This is a genomic window from Streptomyces sp. NPDC029151 (assembly GCF_055564315.1).
In genome coordinates this window covers 259711-271417 of record NZ_JBVHWQ010000010.1, presented here as the reverse complement: position 1 = coordinate 271417, position 11707 = coordinate 259711, and the positions used below count along the sequence as shown (strand labels likewise).

Below are 11707 nucleotides of genomic sequence, written 5' to 3'. Positions count from 1 at the left end.
GACCTGCTGAGGTGCTGGACCGGCACCTGCCACACCTGCGGCCGACCCCTCACCACCAGCAGGACCAGACCCAGAACCTAACGAAGCACTACTAGTCCGTCCCCTCCGCCAGGCGGGACTCCGCCGTGGCCAGGATCTCGGTGACCCGGAGGCCGAACGCGGCGTCGCAGGGGTGCGGGCGGCCCGTGCGCGCGGCGCGTGTCAGCGCGTCCGCGGCGCGGGTGAGCGCGGGGACCGCTCCCTCGGAGCTGCCCGGCAGAACCGTCACGCCCGCCTCGCCGCGCAGTTCCACGTCGGCCCCGGCCGCCGCCGGCGGGGCCGTCAGGCTGAGCGTGAGGGTGCTCGACGCACCGGTGGCGTGGTCGAGCACCAGGTGCACGGTGTCCGCCGGACCGTGCGCCGCCGCCACCACGTGCCGGACGTCGCCGAGCACCGGGAGCAGCACCGACAGGGCGTGCGGGCCGACGTCCCACAGCGCGCCCTTCTCCCGGCGCCACGGCGAGGCCGCGAACGGGCTGTCGCTCGTGAACACCGCGCCCAGCCACTGGGCCCGCGCCGTGAACCAGCCCGACACGGCCGCCTGCTCCTCGATCCAGGCCTCCGGCTCCTTCTGGAACCGCGCGGTGAAGAACACCACCGACGCCACCCCGGCCCGTTCCACCGCCTCCGCTACGGCCCGCCCGTCCTCGACCGACACCGCCAGCGGCTTGTCCAGCAGCAGGTGCCGGCCCGCCCGGGCCGCCCGCACCGCCACCTCGGCCTGCACCGACGGGGGCAGGGCCACCGCCACCGCGTCCACGTCGGCCAGCAGCGCGTCCACGTCGGCGTAAGCGGTGACGCCGTACTGCTCCGCCAGTCCGGTGGCCGCCTCCGGCCGGCGCCCCCACACCCCGGCGAACTCGAGGCCGGTGTGCCCGGCGAGGGCGGGAGCGTACGCCGCCCGTGCCCAGGGGCCCGTTCCCAGCAGTCCGATGCGCATGTCGCGTTCCCTTCTCCGAGCCGATCCCCGCAGCCTCACGATGCCGTGCTCCGGTCGCCCTCCGCACACCTGCGCCCCGGATCGCCCGGCCGGGCGAGCCAGCCGGCGATGGCGGCGGCGATCGGCTGGCCGGTGTCCATCTCCACGAAGCCGAACTGGCCGGACTGGTTGCACTCGAGGAACCACCAGATCCCGTCGGCGTCCTCCGCGAAGTCGAAGGCACCGTACGCCAGTTCCGCGCCGGCCATGTAGCGCAGCACGCCCTCGGCGACGCGCGGCGGCACGTCCACGGGCAGCCAGGGTGAGACCGACGGGGCGAACCGGACGTCGACGTCGTCCGGATCGGCGTCCGGGTCCGCGGGCTTGCGCGCGGCCAGCAGCGTGTCGCCGACGACGGTGAGCCGGATGTCGGCACGTTTGGCGATCCGCCGTTGCAGCAGGGTCGGGCCGAAGGCGACCGCGGTGAAGTCGGCGTCCGGTGGCACCCGGCTGGTCGGCACCGCCCGGGGCGGTTCCTGCGGATGCGCCCCGGAGACCGGTTTGACCACCAGGTCCGGGAAGCGGTCCGCGAACTCCCGCGCCGCCTGAGGGAACGTCGTGATCAGGGTGGCCGGCACCGGCAGGCCGCTGCGCTGGGCCAGATGCAGCTGCCAGGGCTTGTGCCGGGCCCGCCCGGCGGCGTCCGGATGGTTCATCCAGCGGGCGTCGCTGCACCGCAGCATGCCGTACAGCGCCTGCGACGACTCCTCCGTCAGCCAGGCGGACGGCTGGGCGGCGCGGGCGGCCGGGGCTCCCGGCCTGCGCACCCACACGGAGCGCAGGCCGTTCATGCTCACCAGGCGCCCGCCGACGGACAGGTGTCCGTGGCGGGCGCCGTGTACGTACTCGCCCGACAGCGCCACCCCGTTGGTCAGATCGGCGGGGTCGAGCCGGACGACGGGCACCCCGGCCTCGCCCAGCCGGAGGACCACCATGTCCGCCGTCACGTCCTCTTCACTGGTCAGGATGAGCACGGTCATCTCTCGAAGCCCGCGGTTCAGTCGTCGAAGTGCGTCTTGGAACCGGCGGTCGACGTCGTGGTTCCGAGGACTCTCAGGATCGCGTGGTCGGTGGCGGCGATCCGCCCGTCCGGGAGGACGTTCAACTGCAGTCCGGAGTCGTACGCGTACGGAGCGCTGACCTCCAACTGCACTGCGGGCCGCGCGTAGTTGAGGGTGAACGGTTGCATGGTCTCTCCCTGATTAGGCTTTCACGTCCTTATACGAGCCGAACGGGTGATTGGTTTCCTCACACTGAGTGAGCACCGCCGGAGCCGTTCCTTCCGCGGTCATCGGGCGAGCGCCGTTCGCGCTGCCGTCAGTGCCTGTTCCCCGTATCCCCGGCCGAACAGCACGGCGTGCACCAGCAGCGGGAAGAGCTGGTGCACGGCGACCCGGTCCCGCCAGCCGTCGGCCAGCGGCGCCGCCTCCTCGTAGCCGGCGAGCACCCGGTCCAGGTGGGGGCAGCCGAACAGCCGGAGCATCGCCAGATCGGTCTCCCGGTGGCCGCCGTGCGCGGCCGGGTCGATGAGCCGGACCTCTCCGTCGGCACCCCACAGCACGTTTCCGTTCCACAGGTCGCCGTGCAGCCGGGCGGGCGGCTCGGCCGGGCCCGCGAGGTCCGGCAGCCGGGCGCAGACCCGCTCGAACACGGCCGCCTCGCCCGGCAGCAGGGTGCCGCGGTCGACCGCGCGGCGCACGTACGGCAGGACGCGGTGTTCGGCGTACCAGCCGGGCCAGTCGGTGCCCGGCGCGTTCCGCATGGGGGCGCGGCCGATGTAGGCGTCGCGCGGTCCGTCGGGCGGCGGCGCTCCGAAGTGGGGTGCGCCGGCCGCGTGCAGGGCGGCCAGCGCCTGGCCGAAAAGCGTCGCCGCCGCAGGGTCGGGGGAGCCGGTCGGCACTCGTTCGGTCACCATCCAGCGCTCGTCGTGCCCGAGCACCGCCGGCACCCGCACCGCGCCCGCTGCGGCCAGCCAGCGCAGCCCGGCCACCTCGGCGCGCACCGCCCCCGGACCGTCGCCACGCTTGACCATCACCGGTGTCCCGCCGTCCAGCAGTACCTCGGCGGGCGACCCCGACACCCGCCCGGCCCGGCTCACCGGGCGCCCGGTGAGCCGGGCCGCCACCTGCCCTGGTTCCTCGTCCCGTTTGACCACGGCCCCAGACTACGACCGGTAATCAAGGCCGCTCGCCGGGTATTTCAACCGTTGATACGACTGTTTCCAGCCAAACCCCGGCGGTCACTACCCGTGGTGATCTCGTACCGCTAGCGTGATCCCGCCGCGTCGCCACACCGGGGGCACAGGGCCCCGCAGGGACTAGCGCGCGGCGGAGGATCTCCCCCGTGACCACAGCATCCGTGCTGATGGCCGACGTCTTCGAAGTCCAGCCGTACACCTCCCACTGCGAGGTCATCCTCCGTGAGGGCGCGCACGCCGTGATCGGCGTGTCCCCGGGCAACAGCTACTTCTCCGCCCGTCGCCTGCACGACCTCGCCCGCTGGGGGCTGGACCACTTCGACCGGGTCGACTTCGTCTACACCGACCTGTACGTCGCCGAGATGTACGAAGCCTCCGGGTACCCGCCCGACGAGGCCCGCCGCAAGGCCGTGAAGAACCTCCGCGGGGTACGGGCCAAGGTCCGTGACGCGGTGTCGGCCGCCGATCCCGACGGCACCCGCCTCGACTGGCACCCGATGTCGGAGTTCCGCACCAACCCCGACTACCAGGAGATCCACCGGCAGCTGAAGGCGCGACTGGTCTCGGACGGTGCCTTCCGGGCCGTGTGCGAGGCCTTGGTGAATCGTTTCCTCACCGCGCGTGGCGAGACACCGACCGAGCGGCAGCGTGCCGTGTGCCTGGAGTACGTGTGCGCCGAGGCCCCGCTGTTCCTGGACACCCCGGCCATCCTCCGGGTGCCCTCCTCCCTCAACTGCTACCACCAACTCCTGCCGATGGCCGAGCTGTTGTACTCCCGGGGCGCCGGCCTGCGCGCCTCCCGCAACCAGGGCCACGCCATCGTCACCCCCACCGCCCTGGAAGGAGCCGCGGCATGACCACCGCCGCCGACACCCGCACCGGCCACTCTCCCCTGCCCGATTTCCCGTTCTCCTGGGACGGCACCCGGGTGCCCCCCGAGGTCGCGGAACTGCGCACCGCCACTCCCGTGCGCCGCGTGCGGACCATCGCCGGCGACGAGGCCTGGCTGGTCTCCTCCTACGAACTGTGCGCGCAGGTGCTCAAGGACGACCGCTTCTCCCTCAAGGACACCTCCGCGCCCGGCGTGCCCCGGCAGTACGCCCTCACCATCCCGCCCGAGGTCGTCAACAACATGGGCAACATCACCGGGGCGGGACTGCGCCGCGCGGTGATGAAGGCGCTGAGCCCCAAGGCGCCGGGCCTGACCGAGTGGCTGCGCGCCGAGGCCCACCGCCTGGTGGACCTGATCGCCGCCGAAGGGCCGACGGCCGATCTGCGCGGCGCGTTCTGCGAGCCGTACTCCGCCGGGATGCACTGCCGCATCCTCGGCATCCCGCAGACCGAGGCCCCGGCCTTCCTGCGCAGCCTGGACATCGCCTTCATGAACTCCCCGTGCCCGATCACCGGGGCGCGCCTCAACTGGGACCGGGACATCGCCCGGATGGCGGCCCTGCTCGACGACCCGGCGACGCACGGCCTGATGGGCGAACTCGCCGCCCTGCGCGAGGACCCCGACTACGCGCACCTCACCGACGAGATGCTGGCCACCGTCGGCGTCACCCTGTTCGGCGCCGGTGTCATCTCCACCTCCGGCTTCCTCACCATGGCCCTGGTCTACCTGCTCACCCACCCCATCGCCCGCGACCTGCTGCGCGCCCGACCCGACCTGATCGGTCCGGGCGTGGAGGAACTGCTGCGGGTGAACCTCTCCATCGGCGACGCCCTGCCCCGCCTCGCCCTGGAGGACGTGACGCTCGGCGACGTCCGGGTCCGCGCGGGCGAGCTCGTCCTCGTCCTGGTGGAGGGTGCCAACCTCGACCCGGAGAAGTTCCCCGACCCGCACCGCTTCGACGTCGACCGTGACAACGCCGCCGACCACCTCTCCTTCGGCGGCGGCGCCCACTACTGCCCCGCGACCGCCCTCGGCCGCGCACACGCCCGCGTCGCCCTGGAGGTCCTGCTCGACCGGCTGCCGGACCTCACCCTCGCCGTCCCGCCGGGCCAACTGGTCTGGCGCACCGGGTTCATGAAGCGGATCCCCGAGCGGTTGCCGGTCACCTGGTAGCCCCGGCGACGCCGCCCTCCGTGCGGCGTCCCCGGCCCGGCCTCCCGGGCGGGGGACGCCGGGCCTTACTCCGGGCGCGGATGCGGTCCGGGTACGCCGGGCGCGGGTGCCGTCCGGATGCACCGGGCGGGGGCTCCGGGCCGGGGCGGGCCGGTGCCGGGTCGGCCTCCTGGGCGGATGCGCCAGGCCGGCACCCCGAGCGCGCGCGGGGTCGTGGGCGCCGGGTCGGCACTCCGAACGGGGGCCGGGTCACACCGGTGCGCCGGGCCGGGGCCGCCGGACGCTGCTCCTGCCTCAGCGGCCCCCGGGGTACGTCCCACGGGTCAGCCCCACCGGATTCCCGGCCGGCAGCAGCCCCGACTCCTCGACCGTGCGGGCCAGCGGCTCCAGCAGCGCGGCCAGCCGCTCGCCGCGCTCGGCGCCCAGCGCGGTCCACGGTCCTTCGGCCGCCGCGTCGGTGCGCGCCTCGGCCTCCGCGCGCAGCGCCGCACCCGCGGGGGTGAGCGAGCCGTCCACCGCGAGCCGGCCGTCCGCGCGCAGCCGCGCCACGGCCGCCGCCCAGTTCTCCTCCGGCCACTTCCGTGTCTCGCGCAGAAAGGCTTCGTCGGACTCGCCGGCCGCCGCCTTGAGCACCATCGCCTCGACCGGCCCGATCCCCAGTCCGACCAGCACCGCCACATGGGAGTCGCCCCGGTGCTCCCGCAGGGTCGTCAGGGCCTGCCACAGACGCACGGCGGGCCGCTCGGGGCGCTCGATCGCCTGGTTCGCGGCGGCCAGCACCCTGCCCGTGGTGTCCGCGGCCGCGGCGGCCTCCCAGGCGAGGTCCGCGGCCTCCGCGAAGGCGGCGGAGCCCACGGTGTCCGCCCCGAACAGCCGGGTCATCGCCTCGTCCATCGCCTCCGCGCGCGCCGCCAGCACGTCCGCCGGAGCGGCGTATGTCCAGGCGTCCGGCAGGGCCCGCGTCACCCGCGCGGGGTGGAAGACGTAGAAGCAGCTCGTCACCACGGACGGGGCCACCGTGCCGAGCGGGGCGGCCCGCAGCGCGAAGTACCCCATCCAGAACCCCCGCATCCCGAGCCCGCCCGCCGCCCGGTGCGCCTCCGGCGCGAAGTACACGAGCCCGTGCACCGGTTCGTACCGCTCCCACAGCGCCCGAGCCATCCCGTCCGCCACTGCGTCCTCCCGCCACGTCGGCCTGCCGTGCTGTCGGGACCAGCCTGCGTTATGACAGCGGTCATAACAAGGGGACGACGGTCACCACGGGTGGGTGGCGGACGTCACACCGCTCGGCGCCGATCATTCCGGCAGGTGTACGGCCGCCGCGCGGATTGAGCCGGACGAGGGGCCCCGGGCCCGTAGCGCTGGGGCAGACGGGTGGCGTGGTGCCCCGGCTGGACGGCTCGGATGGTGGGGGACGGACGCCTCACTGACGGTGGTTCATGTCGAGGCCGGGTCCACCGAGCTGATGAGGTATCCGCTGCCCGGTCCCGGCGGAAGGACATCACTATGCGCTCTGCCCGCATGCTCCTGGCGACGGCGGCTGCCGCCGCCGCTCTGGCCTTCGCCACGCCCGGCGCCGCGTTCGCCGCGCCGGCCGGGCACGACAGCGGCCATGACGACTCCTCCTACAGCAAGGAGCAGGACAGCGACTCCGACCGCGAGGACAGGGGATCCGGAGACGACCACGACAAGGACTACGGCAACAAACGCGGCGGCGGAGAGGAACACGACGGGCCGCGCGGCGGAATGCACACGGGTGGCGGAGCGCTCGCCGCGGTGCGTGCCGGCGACTGGGGTTCGGGCGGCGACAGCCGGTTCGACCCCGAGAGCTACCGGGACAAGGGCCGTGACGGCGGCGAGGACGAGGACGAGGGCGAGGACAAGAGCGAGAGAGGCGGCAAGGGCGACAAGGGCGGCAAGGGTGACAAGAGCGAATGGGGTGAGGACCACGAGAAGCCGCGCGGTGGCATGCACACCGGTGGCGGAGCGCTCGCCACGCCCGGTGTCACCGCGAGCGGACTGGCCGTGCTGGGTGTAGGCGCCGCCGGCGCGTACGCGCTGCGCCGCAGGAAGGCCGCCGGGCCGGCGTCCTGACGGCCGGTGCGTCCCACAGGGGCTGCGGACGCCGTCGGCGCGCGCATCGTGTCGGCGGCCCGCGCTCCCCGCGCGCCACACCGCTCAGGACGCCGGTGGCGGCGCCGTTCCCCTTCCGCCCTGATCCCCGTGCTGCCGTGCCCGAGTGAGGTGGTGTCCGATGGCAGCAGATCCCTCCTCCCCGACCCCCTCAGGACCGGCGGCGGACGCCCCGCGCGCCGGCCGTGGCGGGCGGCTGACGCTGTGGGGCGTGGCGGCCGTCTTCCTCGCCGTCAGTCTGTTCGGCGGTCATCACACGCCGGAGGACACGCCGCGGGCGCCCCGGGCCTCGGGCGGCGGCACCGCCGCACCGGCCGACCCGCAGCAGCCCGGCGACCCGCTGCCCCGGTCGGAGCCGACCCGCCTGCACATCCCCAAGATCTCCGTGGACGCCCCCTTCACCACCCTCGCCATCGGCGCCTCGGGCCAGCTGCAGCCGCCGCCGGCCGGCGACACCAATCTCGTCGGCTGGTACGCCGACGGTGTCTCGCCCGGTGAGAAGGGCACCGCGGTCATCGCCGGTCACGTCGACACGGTGACCTCCGCGGCCGTCTTCGCGAACCTCGACGACCTGCAGCCCGGCGACCGGTTCTCCGTGGAACGGGCCGACGGGCGCACGGCGGACTTCGTCGTGGACGACACCGAGACCTTCGCGAAGGACGACTTCCCCAGCACCCGGGTGTACGCGGACGCCTCCCGTCCCGAGGTCCGGCTGATCACCTGCGCCGGGGACTACGACCGCACGGTGCGGGACTACACCGACAACCTGGTCGTCTTCGCCCACCTGGTGTGAGCCGCCGGGGCGTCCGGCCGGTCGGCGCGGTCGGCGAACGGGCCGTCCGCGGCGAACGCCAGCGCCGCGAACCGTTCGCCGATCCGGCGGTGGCCGGCGGCGTCCGGGTGGAGCCCGTCGGGCAGCGGCAGCTCGGCGGCGTCGGCCTCGCCGTACAGCTCCCGGCCGTCCATGAAGTGCAGCCACGGGTCCTCGGCCGCCCGTTCCCGCACGATCCGGGCCAGTTCCTCCCGGACGACCCCCAGGGTGAGCTTCCCGGCCGCCCGCTCCGCCGGATCCCCGGTGGCCCGGTACCCCACCCGGCCCTCGCGCAGGGCCTCCAGGTCCATGGCGGTCGGGCCGGGCGTCTCCTCGTGCATCGGACACAGCACCGGCGAGACGACGAGCAGCGGGATGCCGGGGTGGCCCTCACGGACGGTGTCGAGGAACCCGTGCACCGCGGGACCGAAGGCACGCAGCCGCATCAGGTCGGTGTTGACCACGTTGATGCCGAGCTTGACGCTGATCAGGTCGGCGGGTGTGTCGCGCAGCGTGCGGGCGGTGAAGGGGTCGAGCAGCGCGCTGCCGGCGAGCCCGAGGTTGACCAGCTCCACCGACCCCAGCGCCGCGGCGAGCGCCGGCCAGGTGGTGGTGGGACTCGCCGCGTCGGAGCCGTGGCTGATCGAGCTGCCGTGGTGCAGCCACACCCGCCGGCCCCGGTCCGGCACGGGCTCCACGGGCGCGTCCGCGCGCAGCGCGACGAGTTCGGTCGTCTCGTTGTGCGGCAGCCAGATCTCCACGTCCTTCACCGTGTCCGGCAGTCCGGTGAAGCGGACGGTGCCGACCGGGCCGGGCCGGTGTTCGGCGGTACCCGTGCCGAGGTCGATGACGAGGGTGTTGCCCTCGGTGAGGGTGGCGCTGCCGGCCGGGCGTCCGTCCACGAGCAGGTCGTAGACGCCGTCCGGGCGGGGCGGTACGCCGGGGTAGACCCGCTTGGTCGGCAGGGCGTCCAGCTCGACGGCGGTGGCCCGGGTGCGGAGGACCAGTCGTACGCCGGAGGGCTGGGACTCCGCCAGGGCCAGCTGCGGGTCGGCGCACTGGGCGCGCGCCCGGGCGGGCAGCCGGTGCGGCAGCAGGCCGTGCGCGGTGTGCTCCAGATCGAGGGCGCCGTGGACGAGGCCGGCGGTCAGGGGGATGGTGTGCATCGTGTCTGCCTGCGTCTTCAGAGGGGGTCGGGACTGGGGGGCCAGGTACGGAGGAGGGAGTCGAGTGCGTCCAGGATGCGGCTCCACGACTCCTGGGAGTCGGGGGCGCTGTGGCTGAAGCCGCCGGCCGCCTCCAGGCTGACGTAGCCGTGGAAGACGCTGCCGAGGAGGCGGACCGCGTGGGTCTGGTCCGGTTCGGCGAGGTCGTAGCCGCGCAGGACGGCCCGGGTCAGCTGGGCGATCCGCACTCCCGCGCTGCCGGCCGCCGTCGCCGGGTCCAGCGGGTGCCGGGCCGCCGTGTAGCGGCCGGGGTGCGCGCGGGCGTAGTCCCGGTAGACGTGCGCGAAGGCGTCGAGGGCGTCCTTCCCGGCCCGGCCGGCCAGCGCCTCGGCGGCACGGTCGGCCAGCTCCTCCAGGGCGAGCAGCGCGATCCGCGTCTTCAGGTCCTGGGAGTTCCTCAGGTGCGAGTACAGGCTCGCCACCTTGACGTCGAACCGCCGGGCCAGCGCGGACACCGTCACCTGTTCGAACCCGACCTCGTCGGCCAGTTCCGCACCGGCGTGGACCAGACGTTCGGTGGTCAGACCCGCACGCGCCATCCTCGCTCCTCCTCTGTGCCGAAAGCCATTATGTGCTTGCCTAAAAGTATTAGGCAACCGGGATCATCGACTAGGGGAGGGCTCGTCGGCCAGGGCGCGGCACGGCCGCCGTCCGGGCGGCCGACAGGGGCACCGCCCGCTCGGCCGTCAGGCGGCGGACACCCACTTTTTTGTGGGTACTTGGCAGCTCCTGTCCGCCCGGGAGAGGCTGTTCTTCGAGGTCAGGGGCTGCCGGGGAACGGACGGGAGGTGTCGGCGGCAGCGGTCAGGACGCCGCTTCGCGCTCGCGGAGCCGCTCCAGACGGCGGTGGCCCCACTCCGCCAGCGGGTCCAGCGCCGCGGCCAGGTCGCGGCCGAACCCGGTCAGCGAGTACACGGTCTTCGGCGGCAGCACGTCGTGCGCCTCCCGGTGCACCAGGCCGTCGTCCGTCATCTCGCGCAGCGCCTGGGTGAGCACCTTCTCGCTCAGCCCGGGCAGTCTGCGCCGCAGTTCGCCGGGCCGGTGCGGCCCGGACTCCAGCAGCCACAGCAGCGACGTCTTCCACTTGCCGTCGATCACGGCGATCGCGGCGGTCACCCCGCAGACGTTCGGGTCCTGGGCGCGGCTGCGCGTCATCGTCGTCCCTCTTCTGTTCTCCACCGGCCGTCCGGCCGACTCGTCCACCACCTACGGGAGTTGCAACATGTCCACGTCCACGGATCTTCCTGCCGTCACCGTGCTCGGACTCGGCCCGATGGGCCGCGCGCTGGCGGGCGCGTTCCTCGCCGCCGGCGTGCGCACCACGGTCTGGAACCGCACGCCCGGCAGGGACCGGGAACTGGCCGAGCAGGGCGCGACCAGCGTCGCCACGGCCGAAGAAGCGGCCGCCGCAGGGGAGTTGGTCGTCGTCTGCGTGGTGAACTACGACGCCTCCGACGCGATCCTGCGCCGCGACGACGTCACCCGCGCGCTGAAGGGCCGTACCGTCGTCAACCTCACCGCCGACACCCCGCGGCGCGCCCGGGACACCGCGGACTGGGCGGCGGCGCACGGCATCGGCTACCTGGACGGCGCGATCATGACCCCGGCTCCCAGCATCGGCACACCGGAGGCCGTCTTCCTGCACAGCGGCCCGCGCGACCTCTTCGCGGAGCACCGCCCGGTGCTGGAGGCGCTCGGCGGGACGCACACCCACCTGGGGGAGGACGCCGGGCGCGCCGCCACCTTCGACATCGCGCTGCTGGACCTCTTCTGGACCGCGATGGCCGGTTACGCGCACGCCGTGGCGATCGCCCGCGCGGAGGGCGTCACCGCCCGTGAACTCGCTCCCTTCGCCCAGGGCATCGGCGCGATCCTGCCGCCGCTCTTCGAGGAGTTCGCCGAGGACGCCGACAGCGGCACCTACTCCGGGAAGATCAACCCGATCACCTCGGCCGCCTCCACCATGGCCCATGTCGTCGAGGTCGCCGAGTCGCACGGCATCGACGCGGGCGTGATGCGGGCCGTCGAGGGCATGGCCCGCCGGGTGATCGGACTCGGGCACGGCACGGACGGGTTCATCCGGGTCGCCGAGGTGCTGGCGCGCCGCTGAGACCCGGAGCCCCAGGGGCGCCGACCGGGGCCACGCGCCCAGCTGATGTGACCGCCCGCACCCTGGCGGACCTGCGACTTGTGCCGTGGGGGAGGCCATGGAACGCTTCGGTCCGCCGGCCCCGCCACGGCCGGCGCGGGCGGCGGG

Annotated in this window: 13 protein-coding genes; 5 read left to right on the top strand and 8 right to left on the bottom strand. The window is 74.1% G+C overall.

The window, feature by feature from the left end; translation table 11 throughout:
• Positions 1-91: 91 nt before the first annotated feature.
• The 4 genes from ACZ4VF_RS31885 to ACZ4VF_RS31870 all read right to left on the bottom strand — a co-directional run bounded on the left by ACZ4VF_RS31885 (position 92) and on the right by ACZ4VF_RS31870 (position 3143).
• Positions 92-979, bottom strand: a complete 888-nt coding sequence (locus tag ACZ4VF_RS31885) for a Gfo/Idh/MocA family protein (protein WP_467930339.1) — start codon at positions 977-979, stop codon at positions 92-94.
• 35 nt (positions 980-1014) lie between these two features.
• Entirely contained in the window at positions 1015-1998 is a 984-nt protein-coding gene (gene tgmB / locus ACZ4VF_RS31880; protein WP_467930338.1) for an ATP-grasp ribosomal peptide maturase, read from the bottom strand.
• Positions 1999-2015: 17 nt separating this feature from the next.
• The gene (gene tgmA / locus ACZ4VF_RS31875; RefSeq protein ID WP_467930336.1) at positions 2016-2207 is read right to left on the bottom strand and encodes a putative ATP-grasp-modified RiPP; all 192 of its coding nucleotides are present in this window, start codon (positions 2205-2207) and stop codon (positions 2016-2018) included.
• 99 nt (positions 2208-2306) lie between these two features.
• Positions 2307-3143, bottom strand: coding sequence for a fructosamine kinase family protein (locus ACZ4VF_RS31870; protein ID WP_467930356.1), 837 nt, complete (start codon positions 3141-3143; stop codon positions 2307-2309).
• Between the two features lie 218 nt (positions 3144-3361).
• Here ACZ4VF_RS31870 and ACZ4VF_RS31865 point away from each other — a divergent pair, with 218 nt between their 5' ends.
• Both ACZ4VF_RS31865 and ACZ4VF_RS31860 read left to right on the top strand, forming a co-directional pair.
• Positions 3362-4072, top strand: a complete 711-nt coding sequence (locus tag ACZ4VF_RS31865; protein WP_467930335.1) for a cyclodityrosine synthase — start codon at positions 3362-3364, stop codon at positions 4070-4072.
• Complete coding sequence (locus ACZ4VF_RS31860; protein WP_467930334.1) at positions 4069-5280, top strand: cytochrome P450; 1212 nt, start codon at positions 4069-4071, stop codon at positions 5278-5280. The genes ACZ4VF_RS31865 and ACZ4VF_RS31860 overlap by 4 nt, the downstream gene beginning before the upstream one ends.
• Before the next feature lie 294 nt (positions 5281-5574).
• Here ACZ4VF_RS31860 and ACZ4VF_RS31855 read toward each other — a convergent pair whose 3' ends face one another.
• On the bottom strand, positions 5575-6453 hold the full coding sequence (locus tag ACZ4VF_RS31855; RefSeq protein WP_467930332.1) for an SCO6745 family protein: 879 nt from the start codon (positions 6451-6453) through the stop codon (positions 5575-5577).
• 333 nt (positions 6454-6786) lie between these two features.
• Between ACZ4VF_RS31855 and ACZ4VF_RS31850 the strand changes: the two genes are divergently transcribed.
• Complete coding sequence (locus tag ACZ4VF_RS31850) at positions 6787-7374, top strand: hypothetical protein (RefSeq protein ID WP_467930331.1); 588 nt, start codon at positions 6787-6789, stop codon at positions 7372-7374.
• Positions 7375-7534: 160 nt separating this feature from the next.
• Entirely contained in the window at positions 7535-8206 is a 672-nt protein-coding gene (locus ACZ4VF_RS31845) for a class F sortase (RefSeq protein ID WP_467930330.1), read from the top strand.
• On the opposite strand, the gene ACZ4VF_RS31840 is transcribed toward ACZ4VF_RS31845, so the two are convergent.
• From ACZ4VF_RS31840 to ACZ4VF_RS31830, 3 genes are all read right to left on the bottom strand, one after another.
• On the bottom strand, positions 8167-9390 hold the full coding sequence (locus ACZ4VF_RS31840; RefSeq protein ID WP_467930328.1) for a GDSL-type esterase/lipase family protein: 1224 nt from the start codon (positions 9388-9390) through the stop codon (positions 8167-8169). The genes ACZ4VF_RS31845 and ACZ4VF_RS31840 overlap by 40 nt on opposite strands.
• Before the next feature lie 17 nt (positions 9391-9407).
• Positions 9408-9989 carry a TetR/AcrR family transcriptional regulator gene (locus tag ACZ4VF_RS31835; protein WP_467930327.1) on the bottom strand — a complete coding sequence of 194 codons (582 nt, stop codon included), beginning with the start codon at positions 9987-9989 and terminating at the stop codon, positions 9408-9410.
• A gap of 265 nt (positions 9990-10254) precedes the next feature.
• Entirely contained in the window at positions 10255-10605 is a 351-nt protein-coding gene (locus tag ACZ4VF_RS31830; protein ID WP_467930326.1) for a winged helix-turn-helix transcriptional regulator, read from the bottom strand.
• 67 nt (positions 10606-10672) lie between these two features.
• Between ACZ4VF_RS31830 and ACZ4VF_RS31825 the strand changes: the two genes are divergently transcribed.
• Entirely contained in the window at positions 10673-11560 is an 888-nt protein-coding gene (locus tag ACZ4VF_RS31825) for an NAD(P)-dependent oxidoreductase (protein ID WP_467930324.1), read from the top strand.
• Positions 11561-11707: the final 147 nt, after the last annotated feature.